Annotated in this window: 21 protein-coding genes; 5 read left to right on the top strand and 16 right to left on the bottom strand. The window is 64.2% G+C overall.

Translation table 11 applies throughout. From position 1 onward, the window contains the following. Together CDV46_RS10970 and CDV46_RS10965 are read left to right on the top strand one after the other, a co-directional pair. Nucleotides 1–663 (top strand): response regulator transcription factor, encoded by a 663-nt coding sequence (locus CDV46_RS10970; RefSeq protein ID WP_087691338.1) that lies wholly within the window; start codon nucleotides 1–3, stop codon nucleotides 661–663. Further along, the gene (locus tag CDV46_RS10965) at nucleotides 660–2,048 is read left to right on the top strand and encodes a sensor histidine kinase (protein ID WP_087722533.1); all 1,389 of its coding nucleotides are present in this window, start codon (nucleotides 660–662) and stop codon (nucleotides 2,046–2,048) included. Before CDV46_RS10970 ends, CDV46_RS10965 begins: the two co-directional genes overlap by 4 nt. A 29-nt stretch (nucleotides 2,049–2,077) precedes the next feature. Here CDV46_RS10965 and CDV46_RS10960 read toward each other — a convergent pair whose 3' ends face one another. From CDV46_RS10960 to hda, 7 genes are all read right to left on the bottom strand, one after another. Then, nucleotides 2,078–2,599, bottom strand: a complete 522-nt coding sequence (locus tag CDV46_RS10960; protein WP_087691340.1) for a hypothetical protein — start codon at nucleotides 2,597–2,599, stop codon at nucleotides 2,078–2,080. Between the two features lie 11 nt (nucleotides 2,600–2,610). After that, nucleotides 2,611–3,429 carry a 3-methyl-2-oxobutanoate hydroxymethyltransferase gene (gene panB, locus CDV46_RS10955; protein ID WP_058375857.1) on the bottom strand — a complete coding sequence of 273 codons (819 nt, stop codon included), beginning with the start codon at nucleotides 3,427–3,429 and terminating at the stop codon, nucleotides 2,611–2,613. 117 nt (nucleotides 3,430–3,546) lie between these two features. Then, entirely contained in the window at nucleotides 3,547–4,203 is a 657-nt protein-coding gene (locus CDV46_RS10950) for a deoxynucleoside kinase (protein WP_087691342.1), read from the bottom strand. Nucleotides 4,204–4,210: 7 nt separating this feature from the next. Continuing rightward, nucleotides 4,211–4,723 carry a 2-amino-4-hydroxy-6-hydroxymethyldihydropteridine diphosphokinase gene (gene folK, locus CDV46_RS10945; RefSeq protein ID WP_058375855.1) on the bottom strand — a complete coding sequence of 171 codons (513 nt, stop codon included), beginning with the start codon at nucleotides 4,721–4,723 and terminating at the stop codon, nucleotides 4,211–4,213. Continuing rightward, nucleotides 4,720–6,279, bottom strand: coding sequence for a polynucleotide adenylyltransferase PcnB (gene pcnB / locus CDV46_RS10940; protein WP_087722532.1), 1,560 nt, complete (start codon nucleotides 6,277–6,279; stop codon nucleotides 4,720–4,722). The genes folK and pcnB overlap by 4 nt, the downstream gene beginning before the upstream one ends. Further along, on the bottom strand, nucleotides 6,276–6,956 hold the full coding sequence (locus CDV46_RS10935; protein WP_087722531.1) for an HAD family hydrolase: 681 nt from the start codon (nucleotides 6,954–6,956) through the stop codon (nucleotides 6,276–6,278). The genes pcnB and CDV46_RS10935 overlap by 4 nt, the downstream gene beginning before the upstream one ends. A 40-nt stretch (nucleotides 6,957–6,996) precedes the next feature. Continuing rightward, a complete protein-coding gene (gene hda / locus CDV46_RS10930; RefSeq protein ID WP_087722757.1) occupies nucleotides 6,997–7,707 on the bottom strand; it encodes a DnaA regulatory inactivator Hda in 711 nt (236 codons plus the stop codon). Between the two features lie 147 nt (nucleotides 7,708–7,854). Here hda and purM point away from each other — a divergent pair, with 147 nt between their 5' ends. Next, complete coding sequence (gene purM / locus CDV46_RS10925) at nucleotides 7,855–8,901, top strand: phosphoribosylformylglycinamidine cyclo-ligase (RefSeq protein ID WP_058375851.1); 1,047 nt, start codon at nucleotides 7,855–7,857, stop codon at nucleotides 8,899–8,901. Between the two features lie 126 nt (nucleotides 8,902–9,027). Here the strand turns inward: purM and CDV46_RS10920 are convergent, their stop codons facing one another. Further along, the gene (locus tag CDV46_RS10920; RefSeq protein ID WP_087722530.1) at nucleotides 9,028–10,617 is read right to left on the bottom strand and encodes an MFS transporter; all 1,590 of its coding nucleotides are present in this window, start codon (nucleotides 10,615–10,617) and stop codon (nucleotides 9,028–9,030) included. A gap of 206 nt (nucleotides 10,618–10,823) precedes the next feature. Between CDV46_RS10920 and CDV46_RS10915 the strand changes: the two genes are divergently transcribed. After that, on the top strand, nucleotides 10,824–11,705 hold the full coding sequence (locus CDV46_RS10915) for a LysR substrate-binding domain-containing protein (protein WP_087722529.1): 882 nt from the start codon (nucleotides 10,824–10,826) through the stop codon (nucleotides 11,703–11,705). Nucleotides 11,706–11,714: 9 nt separating this feature from the next. Here CDV46_RS10915 and CDV46_RS10910 read toward each other — a convergent pair whose 3' ends face one another. Next, nucleotides 11,715–12,053, bottom strand: coding sequence for a winged helix-turn-helix transcriptional regulator (locus tag CDV46_RS10910; protein ID WP_087722528.1), 339 nt, complete (start codon nucleotides 12,051–12,053; stop codon nucleotides 11,715–11,717). 121 nt (nucleotides 12,054–12,174) lie between these two features. Between CDV46_RS10910 and gstA the strand changes: the two genes are divergently transcribed. Beyond that, on the top strand, nucleotides 12,175–12,801 hold the full coding sequence (gstA, locus tag CDV46_RS10905) for a glutathione transferase GstA (protein WP_087722527.1): 627 nt from the start codon (nucleotides 12,175–12,177) through the stop codon (nucleotides 12,799–12,801). Nucleotides 12,802–12,826: 25 nt separating this feature from the next. Here the strand turns inward: gstA and CDV46_RS10900 are convergent, their stop codons facing one another. From CDV46_RS10900 to CDV46_RS10870, 7 genes are all read right to left on the bottom strand, one after another. Beyond that, nucleotides 12,827–13,741, bottom strand: a complete 915-nt coding sequence (locus CDV46_RS10900) for a LysR substrate-binding domain-containing protein (protein ID WP_087691348.1) — start codon at nucleotides 13,739–13,741, stop codon at nucleotides 12,827–12,829. A gap of 66 nt (nucleotides 13,742–13,807) precedes the next feature. Further along, the gene (locus CDV46_RS10895; RefSeq protein WP_087691349.1) at nucleotides 13,808–15,049 is read right to left on the bottom strand and encodes a metal-dependent hydrolase family protein; all 1,242 of its coding nucleotides are present in this window, start codon (nucleotides 15,047–15,049) and stop codon (nucleotides 13,808–13,810) included. Nucleotides 15,050–15,153: 104 nt separating this feature from the next. After that, on the bottom strand, nucleotides 15,154–16,350 hold the full coding sequence (locus tag CDV46_RS10890; RefSeq protein ID WP_058375844.1) for a M24 family metallopeptidase: 1,197 nt from the start codon (nucleotides 16,348–16,350) through the stop codon (nucleotides 15,154–15,156). Nucleotides 16,351–16,450: 100 nt separating this feature from the next. Continuing rightward, complete coding sequence (locus CDV46_RS10885) at nucleotides 16,451–17,362, bottom strand: ABC transporter permease (protein WP_249277707.1); 912 nt, start codon at nucleotides 17,360–17,362, stop codon at nucleotides 16,451–16,453. Between the two features lie 35 nt (nucleotides 17,363–17,397). Then, entirely contained in the window at nucleotides 17,398–18,462 is a 1,065-nt protein-coding gene (locus tag CDV46_RS10880) for an extracellular solute-binding protein (RefSeq protein WP_087691350.1), read from the bottom strand. Nucleotides 18,463–18,537: 75 nt separating this feature from the next. Continuing rightward, nucleotides 18,538–19,590, bottom strand: a complete 1,053-nt coding sequence (locus CDV46_RS10875) for an ABC transporter ATP-binding protein (RefSeq protein WP_087722526.1) — start codon at nucleotides 19,588–19,590, stop codon at nucleotides 18,538–18,540. A 1-nt stretch (nucleotide 19,591) separates the two neighbouring features. Further along, entirely contained in the window at nucleotides 19,592–20,491 is a 900-nt protein-coding gene (locus tag CDV46_RS10870) for an ABC transporter permease (protein WP_087691352.1), read from the bottom strand. Nucleotides 20,492–20,682: the final 191 nt, after the last annotated feature.

Raw genomic sequence — 20,682 nt, 5'->3', positions numbered from 1 at the left:
ATGCGCATCATGCTGGTGGAAGACACCGTCGATGTGGCGGAAGCGATTGCCACGCAGTTGCGGCGGCTCGGACACGCGCTCGACTGCGAGACGGACGGCGCCTCGGCGGCGGCGCGCATCGGTGACGATTACGATCTGCTGATTCTCGACGTGATGCTGCCGCACGTCGACGGATTGGAGCTGCTTCGGCGTGTGCGCGAACGCGGGCTGTCCACGCGCGTGCTGATGCTCACCGCGTGTGCCGAAATCGAAGAACGCGTGCGCGCACTCGATCTCGGTGCGGACGACTATCTCACCAAACCCTTCGATTTCCGCGAATTGGAAGCGCGCGTGCGTGCGCTCATGCGTCGCACCGGGCAGGACGCGACCAATCAACTCGCCTGCGCAAATCTGACGCTCGATCGCAAGAGTCGCGGTGTGGAAATCGACGGACTGCCAGTTGAACTCACGCGTCGCGAAGTGACGTTGCTCGAAATTCTCGCCGCGCGTCCCGGGCGCATCTTCGGCAAAGACGAGCTGATGGATCGTCTTTACGGTGACGAATCGCCGCCGAATGCCAACGCGCTCGAACAGTACGTCGCGCGCCTGCGCAAGAAGCTCGCTGCTGCGCAATTCCAGATTCGCACGTTGCGCGGGCTGGGCTACCAACTCGTGCTGTCATGATCGTTCCCGGCCGGTCACTGTATCTCCGGCTCGTCGTCCGGATGGGCGTCGTGCTGGCGCTCGCGGTGGCGGCGGTGCTGCTCGGTATCTGGTTCTCCACGCGCGCGGCGGTCGATCGTGCGTATGACCGGTGGCTGCTCGGCAGTGCGCTTCAGGTCGCGGAAAACACGTGGTATCAGAACGGCGAAGTGAACGTCGACGTGCCGCTCGCGGCGTTCTCGGCACTCGCCCCCGGTGACCAGATTTTCTATACCGTGCTCGATCCCAACGGGCGCTCGGTCGCGGGCGATTCGGAATTCCGTCCGCCGATTCCGTGGGACAAGCTCGCCGAGGGCCCCATCGTGGTCGACGGCACGTATCAGGAGATGCCGATTCGCATCGCCATCGTGGGGCGGCGCATGCCGGTGGCGGCAGCGCATCCGTGGGCGGTCGTGGCGATGGCGCACACGCAGAACGCGCGTGTGAGATTCACGCGAAATCTCGCGGACAACACACTGCTGATCACGATTGCCACCGGGGTGTTGACGTTGCTCGCGGCGCTATGGACGCTGCGTCAGGCGCTCGCACCGCTCAAGCAGATCGAGGCGGCGATTCGCGAGCGAGACTCAAACGATCTCGTGCCGTTGGCGGTCACGGCACCCGCAGAAACGCTCGCATTAGTCGGCGCGATCAACGACTTCATGCAGCGGCTGGCGACCTCGCGTGCGCTGATGCGGCGTGTGATCGGCGACGCGGCGCATCAGTTGCGAACGCCTGTGACTGCGCTCACTGCGCAAGCGGAAATGCTCACACAAACCGATGACGAAACCGCTCGCCAGTCGCACATCGCCCGCATTCAGAAACAGGCGCGCGGCTTGGGCGGGCTCATTCATCAGTTGATCAATCATGCGATGGTGCAGCACCGCGCCGATAGCGTGGCGCCGGTGCCTGTCGATCTGGGCGAGCTGTTGCAGGATGCGATGCGCGAGACGCTGTCGTATGCTGATCGCGATATCGATTTCTCGCTGCAAATGCCTGAAACCTCGGCGGGTGCAAGCGTACCGGCGATGATCGTGGGCGATGCGCTGAGCTTGCGCGAGGCGATCAAGAACGTGCTGGTCAACGCGCTCGCGTACGGCGCGCCGCATCGGCTGTACGTGGACGTGACTGACGATGGCGATCAATGGCGCCTGCGTTTCTTCGACGATGGTCCGGGCATTCCCGAGACGGAGTGGCAGCGCGTACGCACGCCGTTTTCGTCACGTGCCGATGGCCGCGAAGGCGCGAGTCTGGGGCTGGCGATGGTGGCCGAAGTGATGCGCGCGCATGGCGGCCAAATGGCCTTCGAGCGCATCGATGGGGAAGGGTTTGCGGTGGTGTTGACGCTGCCGAAGGCGAGCGCGTGACAGCGCTTGAGATAGCGTCGAAGGCGTTTTTACTTATTGCCCGGCATCGTTAGCAGAACGTCGTAATAGCTGACGATGTTGTCTTCGCTGCCCTGCGTGATTCGGTTGTACGTTTTCGCCCATGGGGAAAAGCGGGTGCCGCCTTCACTCTGCATGCCGGGAAAACGTTGGTCGCCAAGGGTGACCAGACCCCACTGTCCACCGTGATTGCGACGATAGACTTCGCCGATGTAGCTGCCGAAGACCTGCGCATATTGCAGGACTTTGGTGTCGGCGGGTTTGGGGTCTTGTGACGCGTACGCATCGTGCAACTTGCCCAGTACCGTCTCGACGTCGGCGATGCTTTTCTCCGACCCGTCGAGGGTCACCGAGTACTGAATCAACGCGTAGCGCACGGCGTCCGCTGCATAGTGCTGCGCGGCCGCCTCGATGTTGGCGTCGGGCACGAAGGTACTCTGGGACCCTTGTGCCGCGACGCTTCCGGCGCCTGCGAGCAGGCATGCCGGCAGCACGAGCGTCATCAGTCGTCGCTTGAAAATGCTCGTGCGCATGGCGATTCCCCTTAGAAGCAGTGCTCCGGTGCCGGGAACGTACCGTGCTTGACCGCCTGCACATACGCTTCCACCGCAGCGGCGATGCTCGGCTGACCGTCCATGAAGTTCATCGAGAACTTCGGCGACTTGCCGGGGAACACGCCTAGCATGTCGTGCAGCACCAGCACCTGACCGTCGCAGTCGGGGCCCGCGCCAATGCCGATGGTCGGCATCGTCGGCAACTCGGGCGTGACCTTCGTGGCCAGCGCTGCGGGAATGGCTTCGAGCACCACCAACTGCGCGCCCGCTGCCTGCAAGGCACGCGTGTCGGCAATCAGTTGTTGCCCGGCGGCTTCATCGCGAGCCTGCACCTTGAAACCACCGAACGCGTGCACCGACTGCGGCGTGAGACCCAAGTGTGCGCACACCGGAATGCTGCGCTCGACCAGGAAGCGCACCGTATCGACCAGCCACGCGCCGCCTTCGATCTTCACCATCTGCGCACCGGCCTGCATGACGGCCACGGCGCTCTGATACGCCTGTTCCTTCGTGCCGTAGGTGCCGAACGGCAGGTCGGCCACCACCAGCGCTTTGCTGGCGTTACGCGCCACGGTTTCGGTGTGATAGCAGATGTCGCGCAGCGTCACCGGCAGCGTGGTGCGCTGGCCTTGAATCACGTTGCCGAGCGAATCGCCGATCAGCATCACGTCGACGCCCACGCGATCGAGCAGGGCGGCAAAGCTGGCGTCGTAGCAGGTGAGCATCGCGATCTTTTCACCGCGCGCACGCATGTCGGCAAGCCCGGGGACAGTCACGGCCTTGCGATTGGATTCCTGGAGATAACTCATGTCGGCCTCGGTTCAGGAGGAGTCACTGGCGCGCCGGGCGGGGACGGGTGATGTCGTACGCCCGCGACGACGCATGGATCGGAGGGAGAGGCAGAGGCGCCGCCGAGCCTCGTGGGCTCAGGGGCGCGCGCCCTTGACGAAGACTTCTTTGCGCCCGCGCATCTGATCGATGCGTTCGATCAGCAGCGCGAAATCGCTGTCATTGTGCGCCGGGTCGAATTGTTCCGTATCGACGGTCAATACCGGCGCTGCGGCGTAATGATAGAAGAATTCGCCGTAGATGTCGCATAGCGCGCGCAGATACGTGTCGGGGATCTGCTGCTCCATCGGAATCGCGCGCTTCTGAATGCGCGAGAACAGCGTCTCGGGGCTCGCCTGCAAATGAATCACGAGATCCGGTGCGCGGTGCGCCCGTTCGATGTGAGCGACCAGCCGGTGGTACAGCGCAAGCTCGTCATCGGCCAGCGTGAGCCGCGCGAACAGGCCATCTTTCTCGGGCAGGAAATCGGTGAAGATCGGCTTGCCGTCGATATCGCGTCGCGCAATTTCCATCGCTTCGTCCACGCGTTGCAGACAAAACGTCAATTGCGCGGGCAGCGCATAGCGCGCGCTATCGCGATAGAAACGTTCGAGGAAGGGGTTGTTCGCGGGCTGTTCGAGCATCAGATCGGCACCGGCCGCGTCGGCGAGACGCCGGGCGAGCGATGTCTTGCCCACACCGATGGGACCCTCGACGGCCAGATAGCGAAAACGCCCGAGGACGGGCGATCTCATCGGGCGATCATGATGCGTAGGCGCGCTTGGTCGGGCAGCAGCACTGCGCGACACGTTCGATGCGCTGATCGGCCACCGCCGGCAGCAGCGCGCTGACACGGCCGACGCCGGGGATGTCGAGTTCGGGAGCGAGGTCGGCGAGCGGGCGCAACACGAAGGCGCGTTCTGCCATGCGCGGATGCGGCACGATCAGATCCGGCTCGGCAATGCGGTCTTCGCCGTAGAGCAGCACGTCGAGATCGAGCGTGCGCGGCGCGTTCTTGTACGGCCGCTCACGCCCGAAGTGCAGCTCGATCTTCAGGCACAGCGTGAGCAATTGACGCGCAGTCAGCGACGTCTCGACGGCAACGACGCAATTGAGATAGTCGTCGCCGCTCGACTCGATGGGAGCGGTGCGATAGAAATCGGATTTACCGATGATCGTGACGCCAATTTGCTGCGCGAGGCAGACGATGGCGTCCTTCATCGATTGACGGGCGTCGCCAAGATTGGCACCCAGCCCGATGTAGGCAACAGTCATGAAGCACCTTCGGAACCATGCTGTCGCGATGATACCCGCTTGCCATTTTTCTCGCTGGTAGCGTTCTCACCACTATCGCCGCCCGAATTTGCACCCCCCGAGTTGCCGCCGCCTTCACCGCCATCGCCACCCTCATTACCACCATCGCCGCGCGAGCCCGGCTTGCGACGGCGACGACGGCGCTTGGCGGCCGGCGTGCTGCCAGAGGTGGCGCCCTGCGAGAGCAGTGCGTCGCGGGTGACGGAGTCGCCTTCGAGGAAGTCGGTCCACCATTGCCCCACATCGGCAGGCACTTCGCCCGATTCGCAACGCAGCAACAGGAAGTCGTAACCGGCGCGCAGACGCGGGTGTTCGAGCAGGCGCAGCGGCGTGCGGCCGACGCGCTTGTCCAGACGCACCTGCAAGCCCCAGATTTCCTTCATGTCGGCGACAAAGCGGCGCTGGATGGCCAGCTTGCCGGTCTGTGCGTCGAGCACGTCGTCCATCGCGAGGTGCAGTGCAGGAATCGGATATTCCCCGGCGCGTTGATACGCTTGCCACTTCTCGAGCACGAGGTGCCAGAGCAGGGCGGCGAACAGGAAGCCCGGCGAAACCGGTTTGCCCGCACGAATGCGGGCATCGGTGTTGGCCAGCGCGAGCGTCACGAACTTCTCGCCCAGCGGCTGTTCCAGCACCACATCGAGCAGCGGCAGCAGGCCGTGATGCAGGCCCTGTTCGCGCAGTTGCTGCACGCAACCCCAGGCGTGGCCCGAGAGCAGCAGCTTGAGCATTTCGTCGAACAAACGCGCGGCAGGCACATTGTCGATGAGCGGCGCGAGTTCCGGAATCGGCGCGGCCGTGGCGTCGTCGATCTTGAAGCCGAGCTTGGCGGCGAAGCGCACCACGCGCAGCATGCGCACCGGGTCTTCGCGATAGCGCGTGGCCGGGTCGCCGATCATGCGCAGCACGCGCTTCTGAATATCTTCCCAGCCGTGGTGATAGTCATGCACCGTTTGCGCGGCCGGGTCGTAATACATCGCGTTGACGGTGAAGTCGCGGCGGGCGGCGTCTTCATCCTGCTCGCCCCAGACGTTGTCGCGCAGCACACGGCCCGACTCGTCGGTCACGTGGGTCTTGCGATCGAGTTCGCCTTTCTTGGGACGGCGTGCGCCGATCTGCTCGCTGTCGATCGCGTCGACCAATGCCCGGAACGTGGAGGTCTCGATGATCTCCTGCCCGAACTGCACGTGCACGATCTGGAAGCGGCGGCCGATGATGCGCGCGCGCCGGAACAGGCGCTGCACTTGCTCGGGCGTGGCGCTCGTGGCGACGTCGAAGTCTTTCGGTGCGATGCCCAGCAGCAGGTCACGGACCGCGCCGCCGACGATGAACGCCTTGAAGCCGGCTTGTTGCAGCGTGTCGGTCACGCGCACGGCGTTCTTCGAGAGCAGCGTCGGGTCGATGCCGTGCACCGACACCGGAATGACGACCGGCGTGCCGGCAGGGGTGGCACTGTAGGCGGCGTCGGGGGTGCCGCTTTCTTTGCCGAGCAGCTTCTTGATGAGTTTGCGTATCACTGGAACAACTCGAGAATGGGCCAGCGACGCGCCAGCGCGATTTCGCGCAGAGCTTCATCGGGATTGGTCGCCACCGGATGGTTCACTTTCTCCATCAGGGGGACGTCGTTGGCAGAATCGCTATAGAAGAATGCGTGGTCGAAGTCACTCCACGTCTTGCCCAGGCTCGCGAGCCAGGCTTCGGTGCGGGTGATCTTGCCCTCGCGGAAGCTCGGCGTACCGACGTAGGCACCGGTGTAACGGGCCTGCGGGTCGTCGCCGACGGTTTGCGGTTCAGTGCCGATCAGGTGATCGATGCCGAAGGCGTTGGCGATCGGGCGCGTGACGAACGTGTTGGTCGCGGTCACGATGGCGCACAGATCGCCGGCCTTGCGGTGAATGTCGAGCAATTCGAGCGCTTCGGGGCGCACGTGCGGCAGGATCGACTCTTCCATGTACTGCGCGTGCCAGGCGTCAAGCTGATCGCGCGGGTAGCGGGCGAGCGGCGCGAGGCAGAAACGCAGATAGGCCGGCATATCGAGCCGGCCTGCACGGTAGTCCTGGTAGAAGGCCTCATTGGCCTGCGCGTACGTGTCGCGGTCGACGGCGCCCTGGCGCACGAGGAAGCGGCCCCACTCCTTGTCGCTGTCCGTAGGCAGCAGGGTGTGGTCGAGATCGAAGAGAGCTAAATTGGTCATTGCGCGAATTTTACCTGAAGCGGACAGCACTCAGTGCCAGTCAGTGTTTGCCGTCGGGGGCAGCGGGATCGGCGTGAGTCAACATCTGGCGCAGCAGCGGCAGGGTCACGGCCCGCTTCTGCTCCATGGAAAAACGGTCCAGCCGGTCGAGCAGGGCCATCAGGCTCGACATGTCGCGCTGGAAGTGGGTCAGCAGATAGGCCGGCACGTCGGCCGCCAGTTGCAGGCCGCGCTCGCGGGCGGCATTTTGCAGCGCCTGTTTCTTGCCGTCGTCGTCGAGACCCACAATATGAAAAACCAGACCCCAGCCCAGTCGCGTACGCAAATCTTCGCGCAGCGGCATGTCAACCGGGGGCTGTGACCCGGCGGCGACAAAGGCGCAGTGCGGCCGGGCGCGGGTTTCGTTGAACAGGTTGAAGGCGGCGATCTGCTGGTTCGGCGAGAGGTTGTCGCAGTCGTCCACACAGTAGACGGTGCTCGATTCATCGAACATGAAGGCGGCCAGCGGGCTGTTGGGGCGCAGATAGCGCGCGCCCGGGCCCACGGCATGAACCAGCGCTTCCATCAGATGGGTGCGCCCGGACCCCGCGCTCCCCCAAAGGTAGATGCCGCGGTCGCGTGCGGTGCCGGCCGACAAATCGGCAGGCAAACCGGCAAGCGTCTGCGCCACCTCGCGATTGGGCCCGACAATGAAATTGTCGAACGTGGCGGGCGGCGGTGTGCCGAGGTCGAGAAACAGTTGCTGGATCACGAACGAAGAAAGCCGGCGGAAGGCCGGCGCCATACGGTTTGCAGGGCACGCCGGCACTGGGCCGGCGTCCGATATCCCGTTTGCGTGCCAGCAGGGGCCGCGCATCGGGTAAAATCGCATTTTACCGAACCTTGATGCATTCCCGTCATGTCACACCCTAACGAAACTTCCGGACTTTCCTATCGCGACGCCGGCGTCGATATCGAAGCAGGCGATGCGCTGGTCGAAGCGATCAAGCCGTTTGCGAAGAAAACCCTGCGCGACGGCGTGCTGGGTGGCATTGGCGGCTTCGGCGCGCTCTTCGAAGTGCCCAAGCGCTATAAGGAGCCGGTACTCGTTTCGGGCACCGACGGGGTCGGCACCAAGCTCAAGCTTGCCTTCACCCTGAACAAGCACGACACCGTGGGCCAGGATCTGGTCGCGATGAGCGTGAACGACATTCTGGTGCAAGGCGCCGAGCCGCTGTTCTTCCTCGACTACTTCGCCTGCGGCAAGCTAGACGTGGCCACGGCCGCAACCGTGGTCAAGGGCATTGCCCAAGGCTGCGAACTGGCCGGTTGCGCCCTGATCGGCGGCGAAACGGCGGAAATGCCGAGCATGTACCCGGACGGCGAGTACGATCTGGCCGGTTTTGCGGTCGGTGCGGTGGAAAAGAGCAAGATCATCAACGGCACGACCATCGCCCCGGGCGACGTGGTGCTGGGTCTGGCCTCGTCGGGTGCGCATTCGAACGGTTATTCGCTGGTGCGCAAGATCATCGAAGTGGCCAAGCCGGATCTGGACGCCGACTTCCACGGCCAACCGCTGCGCGACGTGCTGATGGCTCCGACGCGCATTTACGTCAAGCCGCTGCTGGCGCTGATGGAAACGCTGCCGGTCAAGGGCATGGCCCACATCACGGGTGGCGGCATCGTGGAAAACATTCCGCGCGTGCTGGCCGACAACCTGACCGCCGACCTGTCGAAGGACGCGTGGACGCTGCCGCCGCTGTTCCAGTGGCTGCAAGAACACGGCAAGGTCGCCGACGCTGAAATGCACCGCGTGTTCAACTGCGGTATCGGCATGGCCGTGATCGTCTCGGCGGCGGATGCCGACGCTGCGGTCAAGCACCTCGAAGCCTCGGGCGAGACAGTCTACCGTCTGGGCACGGTCCGCGAGCGCCGCGAAGGTGAAGCGCAGACGATCGTTTCGTAAGTTTCGATCGTCTCGCAAGACACCGGGGAGGGCCCGCCCTCCCGGCAAGGAATGCAAGAAAAGCCCGCCGGGGATCTCCTCGGCGGGCTTTCTTTTTTTTACAGCTTTGTAGCCGTGGCGTGCGCGTCAGCGTGGGCTCATGTCCGTCGACGGTTCGCCCAGATCAGCGGCGCCCGCGCGGCGTTTGCCGCCCAGACACGCAAACACGACCGTCGCGCACAGCAGGGTGACGATGGCGAGCCGGTCAAGCAGCGTCGCAAAAGCCTGTTCGTAGGCATCGCGCAACGCCGCTTCGCCCCATGCCGGAACGCTGGCCATCGCGCCACGCATGTCGCCTGCTACTAGCCGGTTGACGGCTTCACGTGCCACGTCGGGCGCCACCGCGCCGTGCAGATCAGGCAAATGCGTGCCGATCAGCGCAATCAGCACCGCCCCGACGATCGCCAGCGCGACGCCTTCGCTTGCGACGCGCGTCGTATTGAAGATACCCATCGCCATGCCTGCGCGCTCGGTCGGCACCACGCTCACCGACAACCCGTCCATCAGTCCCCACGGCACCGCGCTGCCCGCGCCAATCAGCAGCATCGGCCACAACGCCGGATTCAGCACACCGCTGTGCAACGTGCCCGGTGCGCCTGCGGTGCGCGCGAGCCACACCAACCCCACGGCCGCCAGTACCAATCCCGAACTGCACAACACGCCCGCCGGAATGCGCCGCGCCAGTTGCGTTGCGATGAACGGCACGACGAGCATCGGCAGCGACATGGCCATCATGCGCAGCCCGGCCACGATCTCGCTGTCGCCATGCACGCCGATAAAGCGCAACGGCAACAACACGAGCAGCACGATGTAACAGCAGCACGTCGCGACGGGCAGCATCTGCACACCGATGAAGCGCACGTAGCGAAACAGCGTCAGGTCCAGCATCGGATGCGTGACACGCCGCTCGATGACGACAAACGCGATGGTCAGCGCCAGCGCGAATACGAGCGAGCCAATGACCTCCGGTGCCGTCGCGCCGATGGCGGGTGCTTGAATCACGCCGTACGTGAAGCACGCGAGCGCGCCGGTGAAGGACAACGTGCCGGGCCAGTCGAGCCCGGCGGCGGCCGGATCGCGTGACTCGCGCATGCAGCGTGCGCCGATGCACAGCGCGAACGCGGCGATTACCGCGGTAGCGGCAAACACGCCCCGCCAGCCGAAGCGCGCGATGAGCACCCCGGCGAGCACCGGGCCGAACGCCAGCCCCACGCCGAAGGTCGTGCCCAGCAAACCGTAGGCGCGCGCCCGGGCATGTCCGTCGAAGTCTTGCGCCAGTGACGCGCCACCGCCCGCGAGCGTGGCAGCGGCTGCGACGCCCTGCAATGCCCGCAGCCAGTCGACGGCAAGCGCCGAATGCGACAGCGCGAGGGCCAGCGAAGTGAGCAGCAAACATCCCACACCCAGCAGAAAGACGCGTTTGCGCCCGAAGGCGTCGGCGCACGCGCCAGCGGCCATCAGGCACCCGCCGAAGGCCAGCATGAACGCGCTGGTAATCCAGCGCATCTCCAAAGCACTGCCGTGCAATGCGGCGCCGATGGCCGGGGTGGCGACGGCACCACCGGAGAAGCTCATCGGCAGCAACAACGCGGCCAGACAAACGGAGAACAAGCCCAGCAGCCGGCGGCGCAATGACGCGTCAGCGGGCGGCCAAGGCTGGGAAGTGGTGAGCGACATGAAGAGAGTCCTGAAGATGACGCGCTGACGCGCATCGAAACGCAGAGGGGGACCAGCCCATACATGCTAAAAAATCGTGAATGCGGGATAAACAGGCGGAGGGTTCGTAGATTAAGGAATAATATTCTGCAATACGCGTCGATGGATGGCGCTAGCGTCGACTGGTCGCGGGCGATGCGCCGCAATCCGAACTGGAGGGCATGAGGATGGACAATCTGGCGGAAATCACCGCGTTCGTGCGAGCGGCAGAAACGTTGAGTTTCGTGGCGGCGGGGCAGGCGACCGGGGTGTCGGCTTCCGCAGTCGGCAAGCAGATTGCGCGGCTGGAAGCGACGCTTGGCGTACGGCTCTTTCAGCGCAGCACGCGGCGGGTGAATCTGACCGAAGCTGGCCAGATGTACTACGAACGCTGCCGGCGCGTGCTCGATGAACTGGCCGATGCGCGCGCCATGCTCTCGCAGGTATCGCAGACGCCACGCGGCAAGTTGCGCATCGGGCTGCCGGTGACGGCCTATCGATTCGTCATGCCGTTGTTACCCGCGTTCGCCGCAAAATACCCGGAGATCGAGCTCGATCTGGATTTTGACGACCGCATCGTCGATCTGATCAAAAGCGGGCTGGACGTCGTCATTCGCAGCGGCGATCTACCGGACTCCACGCTGATGTCGCGTCGCGCGGGGCCGTTTCGCTTCGTGCTGTGCGCTTCGCCCGCCTATCTTGCCAAGCACGGCACGCCGCAAACACCGAACGATCTCGAAACCCACACGTGCATCCGCTTTCGCTTTCCGACCTCGGGGAAGTTGCAGCCGTGGGCGTTCGTTGCTGATGTCACGCGCGAGCCCAAGCTGCCTACCGGGCTCACGTGCAACAACATGGAGGCATTGCTGAGTGCGACCACGCACGGGCTCGGCATCTCGTACATGCCCGACTTTCTCGCGCGTGACGCGCTTGCCGCAGGCGAGCTTCAGGTTTTTCTCGGTGACTATCTGGAGAATCCCGGTCAGTTCTGGATGCTGTGGCCGTCGAGCCGTCATCTCTCGCCCAAGCTGCGCGTGTTCGTGGACTTCATGTGCGACCGGATGCTGTAGACGCTGACCTCACTGTGCGTCGTCAGCCGCCGCCGGACGCGCCTTGAGCCAGAGGCCGAATTCCTGCATCACGGCGACCACGGGGCGCAGGCGCTCACCGTCTTCGGTGAGTTCGTACTGAACTCTGACAGGCACCTCGGCGAACACGGTTCGCTTGACCAATCCGGCGTCTTCCAACGCACGCAGATCGAGCGTGAGCATGCGCTGTGAAATACCCGGCACGTCGCGCCGCAAATCATTGAATCGCTTCGGCCCGTCGAGCAGGTAGGAGACGATCAGCAATCGCCAGCGTCCACCGAGCAAACGCATCGATTCTTCGACAGAACAACCGGTCGCACTTTCCTTCATTGGGCACCTGAGTAGGTATATTTTTTGTACCTATATCACAAACATTTGCCTTCTTCTCTTTTTATACCGAGTGAGCGATAGTCGCTTCCTCACCGCTATCAGGGTTCAAAAGGAGAACGCAATGAAGCTGTATCACGCACCGGGAAGTTGTTCGCTGGCGATCTGCATCGGTTTGCAGGAGACGGGGTTGGCCGCGGAAGTGATTCGCGTCGACGCGCGCAAGCATCTGCTCAACGATGGCAGCAGCTTCTACGACGTCAACGAGCTTGGCTACGTGCCGGTGCTGGAACTCGATGACGGGACGTGTCTGCGAGAAGGCGTGGTCATCGCGCAGTATCTGGCCGATCAGCGCCCGGAAGCCGGTCTGGTGCCCGCGCACGGCACGCTTGCCCGATACCGTCTGCTCGAATGGCTCAATTTTCTGAGCGCGGAGATCCACAAGGGCTTTATTCCGCTGCTGTATGCGGTGGCCGCAGGCAAGTATGTGGAGACGGCGCGCCCGAAGCTGGCGTCGCGATTCGCATGGGTCGATCGCCAACTCGAAGGCAAGGCGTATCTCATGGGAGAGTCGTTCACGGTGGCAGACGCGTACCTGTTCGCCATTACGCGCTGGGGCAAGGCGAGCTGGATGACGTCGGTCTACAACGCCGACATCGATCTCAGCGAATACCGCCACCTGCGCGCATGGTTTGCGCGCGTGAGCGAGCGCACGTCGGTTCGTGAGGCGCTTGCGCAAGATGCGGCATAAGGCGCTTTGCCGTGGCGCCTCGCGCTCAGCGCTTCATACGATCTTCGACGGCGCGCATCACATCGTCGAGCGTGGTTTCCATCACGCGCACGAGATCGTCGATCTGCGCGCTCGGTGCCGCCGAGCGGGGCGTCACGCGCAAGGTATGAAAGGGCATCGACGGCTCGAAGCGTCGCAGCACGAGATCGGAGTCGAGGAAATCGTAGGCCGCTACCGGGTGCAGCAGGCCGATGCCTAGCTTCTCCTTGACCATCGTGCCGATGTTCACGGAGTAGCGCGCGGTGGCCACGACCTGCTCATGCAGGCGGCCCTCGATGAAGAGTTGATCCATGCCCCAGCGCACCATGTCCGTGGGCTCGTACGAGAGGATCGGCTGCCCTTTCAGATCGGCGAGCCGTATGACCTTCTTGCGGGCCAGCGCATGACCGGCCGGCAGCGCGCAAATGGCGTCGAGCTTGGCGAACGACACCGCGTCGGTGGCGGCCACATCCTTGGTGTCGGTGAGCAGCCCGAGCGCGATCTGACGCGTGACGACCTGATCGCGAATCAGATCCGATGCCCCCGTGACCAGCGCAAGCTGCACACTCGGATGCACCGCCCGGTACCCCGCCATCACGCGGGCGAAGAAGCCCAGCCCGAACGACACCACCGAGCCCACACGAATCACGGCCTGATCGGGGTTGCGCAGGTTCAGCGCGAACTCGCGGATGTTCTCGAGCCCGGCGTAGCGCCGCTCGACCTCTTCGAACAAGGCCAACGCTTCGGCAGTCGGCTCCAGCCGGCCCCGTGCACGATCGAACAGCGTGAGCCGTGTCAGCCGCTCAAGGTCGGCCACCAGCCGGCTCACTGCCGACTGCGACGTGCCGAGTACTTGCGCGGCCTTGGTGGTCGTGCGCGTGAGCATCAGCGCCCGAAAGGCGTCGACGTGCCGAAAATCCATCAGGTCTCCCGAAGAGAGGGCGGGGCACCCGAGTGCCCCGACGCGTTTGCCTAAGGTGAGCAGACCCTAGAGCGCAAAAGCGTGGATTTTACCGCCCTTCATCACCATCGGAATCCGCTCGCCTTGCCCCAGCAGGCAGTCGAGCGAGCGCAACGGATCGCCGTCGACAATCAGGATGTCGGCGTGTGCGCCCGGCACGATTTCGCCCAACTGGCCCGACTGTCCCAGCACCTCCGCACCGACCACCGTCGCGCTGCGCAGAATCTCCGCAGGCGAGAGCACTTCGGCGCGCAGCCGGAATTCATCCGATTGCAGCCGCTGCGACTCGCCGAGCAGATCCGACCCGTAACCCATCTTGACGCCCGCTTCGCGGAAGATTTCGAGCGAACGCAGCCCGGCGGCGTGCACGTCGGCAATTTTCGCCACGCTGTCGTCGGGCAGACCTAGCGACTTGCCTTCATTCGCGAGCGCATCGTAAGTCACGAGCGTGGGTACCGCGTACGCGCCCTGTTCGGCCATGAAGCGGGCCGTCGGTGCATCGACCAGATTGCCGTGTTCAATCGTGCGCACACCGCATCGCACGGCGCGCTCGATGGCGGCAGCCGTGTAGGCATGCGCGAGTACATACGTGCCGCGCCCGCGCGCTTCGGCCACGATGGCGCGGATCTCGTCTTCCGAATAGCCCCATGCACCCACGGGATCGGTCGGTGACGCCACACCGCCTGAGGCCATGATCTTGATCTGATCGGCCCCCATTTGCAGTTCTTCGCGCACGGCGCGGCGCACTTCATCCACGCCGTCGGCGACCCGCGACAGCGCGCCCACACGGACACAGCACGGGCACGGGCCGTCGGTGCCGATGTAGTCGGTGCGCGGGCGGCCGTCGCCGTGTCCGCCGGTCTGGCTGATGGCGCGGCCCGACACGAACAGACGCGGGCCTTCGGCCAAGCCGCTTTCCACCGCGTGCTTGATCGCGTGCCCGGCGCCGCCGGCATCGCGTACGGTCGTGAAGCCGCGCCGCAACATGCCTTGCAGGATCGGCACCGACTTGAGCGTGACCAGCACGTTGGGCAGATGCGCCTGCGCCGACAGATTGAGCTGCGTGGCATGCACATGCACGTGCAGATCGATCAGGCCCGGCATGACGGTCTTGCCGCGCACGTCGATTTCGCGCGCGCTCTGGCTGCGAATCGGTTTGTCCGAGACTTCCTTGATGCGGCCATTTTCGATCAGCACCGCGTGATCACCGCGCAACTCGCCCTTGACCGGATCGAGCAACGCGCAGTTCGACAACAGAATCGACTCCATAACCTCTCCTCCCAGACGGTGTCTCTCAAGCACCGTGCACGCATGGGGTGCGCGGTGCCATGCCTATGTCTCTCGTGTGTCTCTCGTGTGCGTCTCGTGCGCGCTCAGTCGATGGTGGCGTGGGCCAGCGTGCGCGGCGTACGCGTGAGCATTTCAGGGGTGTCGCCGGTGACGACCGAGTCGTCCAGCCGGAAGCCGCCCAGCCCGTAGACGTAGATGCCCGGCTCGGCGGAATAGACCTCGTTGGCCAGCAGCGGACGATGATTGAACGCCATGTCGTCGGGATATTCATGGCCGATGATGCCCATGCCGTGCCCGGTGCGATGGCGGATGTATTCGCCGCAACCGGCCTTTTCAATGACCGCCTGCGCGGCGGCGTCGATGCCCGAGACGGGCCGGCCGGTCACCGCCGCGTTCACGGCAGCTTCGTTGGCGGCGCGGGCCACTTCGTAAAACTTCGCCTGATCGCTCGACGGTTTGCCGCAGAACCACGTCCGTTCGTTCTCGATCACGAGCCCGTTCAGGCGTGGAATCACGATGTTTACCAGCCCGTCGCCCTCGCGGATCACTGCACCACACGACGCGCCATCACCATGCGGCGAAGCCGACGCGGGGCCGGAGAGTGTCCAGCAACGCATGACTTCCAGATTCTCGCCGGGGAACCGCTTCGCCCCTTCGGTGACCATCAGGGCCGCCATCGAGTAATCGAGTTCCTGCACGAGCCGTCCCGGGCGAATGTTCTCGCGATAGCGATCCTGCACCCAGTCGGCAAGTTCGGACGCCGCGCGCATGATCGCAATCTCTTCCGCATGCTTGACCCAGCGCAGCGAGCGCATCTCGGCGAGCATCGGCACCAGCTTCGCATCGGGCAGCGACGCACTGGCACGCGCGAGCGGGCCGCCCGCCGCATCCACGCCGATGCGTGCACCCGCGAGACCGGCGGCACGAAGACGTTCAGCGATAAGCGAAGGCACTTCGGCAAGCAACGGCAGACGCTGCGTCACACGCGGGTGTTCGGCATACAGCGAGACGCGGTCGAGATCGAGCCACAGATGTCCCCGCTCACGCGCCATCATCAGGTGGTGCGTGGACAGCTCGTTCATGACCGCGAACGGCTCGCCGTCACGCGGCACACACACCGCAATCGGGCGCTCCCACGTCTGCACGTCGACGTGAAAGTTGGTCGCCCACTGGAAGAAGTCGGCGGCGGTGAAGATCAGGGCATCGACGCGCGTGTGATCCATCAGATCGTTCATCAGATCGCGGCGGTACTGGCGGGTAGCATCGGAGAGTGTCGGCATGGCGAAATCCTTTCGATCGGTAATGTCCGGCAGCGTCGGGTGAACAGGCCCTGAGCCGGTGGGGATCAGCACATTCAGTTCTTCAACTCAATCAGATTAGTCAGGTCATCATCGTCTTCGCATAGCGGCGCTGAATGACCCAGTGCGAGGCGATGGCGAGCGCAAACGTCACCACCATCGAGACCAGCGAGAGCACGGCACCGAACGGCCAGTTGTTCGCCTTCGCGATCTGGTCGTAGATGGAGGGCGTCATCATCGTGATGCCGGTGCCGCCGAGCAGCACGGGCGTCGCATAAGCGTTCATGCACAGGATGAACACGAGCATCGTGCCCGCCGCGATGCCGGGCGCTGCCATCGGCAGAATCACGCGGGTCAGCGTTTGCCGGAAGGTGGCGCCGAGGTTGCGGGCGGCTTCCTCGACAGAGAAGTCCATGCCTTCGAGCACGCTCTGCAAGGTGAGAATCATGTACGGCAGCACCACCGCCGTAGTGCCCACGACCACGGCGAATGGCGTGTAAAGCAGACGGATCGGCTGCGGCACGATACCCAGCGAGACGAGCAGCGAGTTGACGAAGCCCGCATTGCCGAGCATCACCATCCAGCCCGCCGCGCGCACCACATTGCCCACCAGCAGCGGGAACACCAGCAAGATCACCAGCAGGCTCTTGAAGCGGCTTTGCGTGCGCGCCAGCACATAAGCGACCGGAAAGCCGAGCACGAGCGCGAGCGCGGTGCACAGCGTGGCGACCTTGATGGTGGTCCACAACACCGACAGGTAATACGGGTCGGTGAAGAACTTGATGTAGTTCTCGCCGGTGATGGCGGCTTGCATCATGTCGACCGGATCGAACCGGTTCAGGCTGTAGCGCAGCAGTTGCAGCCCCGGCAACACGATCACGACCAGCACGACGAGCGTGGCGGGAAACGCCAGCGCACCGCCCGTGAAGGCGCCGCGCACCGCGCGGGCGGTGGCGGCTCGGGATGTCGGAGAGAGGCGGGTCGGCGATGGCATGGTTGGCTCAGGCGATTCTGGCGCGGCTGCGGCGTTCACAGGCCCACCTTGAATTCCTTGTTCCAGAAGTCGAGCAGCGCCGGCTTGTCGGCGGTGAATTTGGCGTAGTCGAGCTTGACCATGCGATCGAGTTCGGCGTTCGTGAAGCCCACGCTCTGTTGCAGCGCCGGCGGCAGGTTGGCATTTTTCACGGTCGGCGCGTAGCCCATCGTTTCCGCAAAACCGATCTGCGCGCGTGGGTCGAGCATTGCGTTCAGATAGTTGAAACCGCACATCTTCGACTGCGAGTTTTTCGGCACGGCCGCTTCGAACGTCACCGGCACGGCACCTTCCTTCGGCACCACGTATTCGATCGGCACGCCGGCCTTCTTCCATTGCAGCGCGCGCGCTTTCCACATGCAGGTGAACCAGATGTCGCCGCTCTTGAGCGCGGACGCCACAGCTTCGTTCGACGGGTACACCTTCGGTTGCTGCGACTTGCGCAACTCGCGCAGGAACTGCATGCCACCGGCGGTATCGCCGTCCTTGTGGCCTGCCGCGAGCGAGCTGCTCACCACGTTGAAGTTGTAGAGGATGTCGGAGAAGCCGACTTTGCCCTTGAGCTTCGGATCGAGCGCGGCCATGAACGAGTCGGGCTTGGTGCCGAGCTTTTCGGGGTTGTACACGATCACCATCGCACTGAAGATGTGCGGAATCGAGTACGGACGGCGCAGCGATTCGAGCGTGTTGGCGAGGTTCGGCACGAGCTTCGCGTCGATGGGTTCGAGAATGCCCGAGCGGTTGATGTCGTACATATCGAGATCGGCCAGACAGGCGACGTCGAGCGAGCCGCGGCGCGACGCTTTTTCGGCGCGCAGCTTGGTCATGCGCGCGACCTGATCGGCCGAGTCGTACGTGACCTTGCCACCGGCCGCTTCGATGATCGGCTTGCCGATGTTCTGCTCGAGCAGATTCAGATAGTCGCCACCCCAAGTGCCTACCACTACGTTCGGGCAGGCATCGGCCGCGCGTGCCGAGAGGGCTTCGAGGCCGAGCGCCGGGGCGAGCACCAGGCCGGAGGCGGTCTTGAGAAACGTGCGGCGGTTCAGGGCGTGCGTCATGTCGTCATCCTTCCTAACGTGAGGCCGAAACAAAGGGCGGCACCGGTGCGGGACCGCGGGTAAGAAAACAGAGAGTCAGGCGTTGAACAGCAGGCAGTCGCCGGGGGCGAAACACGCCTTGAGCATCTGGCCGGGCGCATACCGCCCGGCGCTGTCGCTGGCCGTGTTCGGCACATGCGCGACCAGCATCTCGCCCTGCGGGCTCTTCAGGCGCAGTTCGAGCGTGGAGCCGAGATAAATCGTCTGATCGACGGTGACGGGCACAGCGCTCTCGTTGCCGGCCGGCGCATCGGTCAGGCGCAGGCGCTCGGGCCGGATACCGAGCGTGGTGGCGTCGGGCGCGGCGTTGGCGAGGGCAAATCGCTCGCCTTTGGCCGTGACGAAGTGGCCATCGTTCATGCGGCCTGCGAGGAAATTCATCTTGCCGAGGAAGTTCGCCACGAACGGATTGGCGGGACGCTCGTATAGGGCGTCGGCGGTGCCGATCTGCTGCACGCGGCCGTCGTGCATGACGGCGAGACGGTCGGCAATGGCGAGCGCTTCTTCCTGATCGTGGGTGACGAAAATCGTAGTCAGGCCGAGACGCTGTTGCAGCGCGCGAATCTCTTCGCGCACTTCGGTGCGCAGCTTGGCGTCGAGATTCGAGAGCGGTTCATCGAGCAGAAAAACGTCGGGCCGGATGGCAAGCGCGCGGGCAATCGCCACGCGTTGCTGCTGTCCGCCCGAGAGTTGGCGCGGGTAGCGATCGGCCAGTTGGGTCAGCCGCACCATGTCGAGCGCTTCACGCACGCGGGTCGCGCGATCGGCGCTCGAGACGCGGCGCATCTCCAGCCCGAATGCGACGTTTTCCGCGACGGTCATGTGCGGGAAGAGCGCATAGCGTTGAAACACCATGCCCGTGTTGCGCCGGTGCGGCGGCAGGCGCGACACCTCTTTGCCGCCGATCCAGATTTCGCCGTCGGTCGGCTCCACAAACCCCGCGACCATGCGCAGCGTGGTGGTCTTGCCGCAGCCGCTCGGGCCGAGGAAGGCGACGAGTTCGCCTTCGGCAATGTCGAGCGAGAAGTCGGCCACTGCCGCCGAATTGCCGTATTGCTTGCGCAGACCGCGCAGACAGACGTTGGCCATGTCAGATCACCTGGCTGAGTTTGACGAAGCGATCGGTGATCAGCATGACGATGCCGAGCAACACGATCTGCGCGGCAGAGACCGCCGCAATCGTCGGGTCGAGGTTGAATTCGAGGTACTGCATGATCGCGATGGGCAGCGTAGTCTTGCCCGGGCCGACGAGCGGCAGCGTGAGTTCGAGGTTCTCGAACGACACGATGAAGCTGAACAACACGGCGGCGACGATGGCCGGGCGCAGCATCGGCAGCGTGACGCGCCAGAGCGTGCGCCACGGGCCTGCGCCGAGGTTGCGCGCAGCCTCTTCGATGGTGCCGTCGATCTGCGCGAGGCTCGCGCCGACGAGACGCATCGTCCACGGAATAGTGAGGCAGATGTGCGCGACGACCAGTCCGGTGAAGGTGCCGACGATATCCACATCGAAGATGTTTTCGGCGCGCAGATAGAACAGATAGGTCGCGATGCCGGCAACGATGCCGGGCACGACCAGCGGCAGCAGCAAGACGTTGCCGAGCGTGCGGCGCCCGGGGAAACGATATCGGGCAAGTGCGAGCGAGGCAGCCACGCCGAGAATGACGCCGCCGATGGCTGCGCACGCAGCAAGTTGCAGAGACAGGAGGAAGCCGTTGGCGAACGCGGCATTGCGCCACGCGTTGGCGTACCACGACAGCGTGTAGCCGCTGGGCGGGAAGGTGATGATCGCGTCTTTGAAGAAGCTCAGCCAGATCACGAAAATCAGCGGGCTGAGCATGAACAGGTAGATCAGCGTGACACCGGCGCGCACGGCCCATTTGCCGGCCGAAATGCCGCGCGGCTTGCCTGCCGGTAACCGTAGCGTGTCGCTTGGCGCACCCCCTTGCAGCGCGCCCGGCACCCCACTCTGTTCCATCGAAGTCTGCGTCATTGGCACCCTTCCCGGTATCGTGGATTCGATGCAATTTTGAATTGATCGAAACGTTGATATGCAAATTAGCATATCAAAATCGACATGCAAACCGGAAAGCTGTCAGGGTTTCAACGGAGGCGGGAGAGGTATTCAGAATGCGTTCCGCACAGCGGCATGGCGGAACGCGGGCAGGTGAGTTTTGACTCGGA

It is taken from the genome of Pandoraea sp. PE-S2T-3, assembly GCF_002179965.1.
GTDB lineage: Bacteria > Pseudomonadota > Gammaproteobacteria > Burkholderiales > Burkholderiaceae > Pandoraea.
The sequence above is the reverse complement of the archived record's forward strand: the minus strand, read 5'-3'. Positions and strand labels throughout refer to the sequence as shown.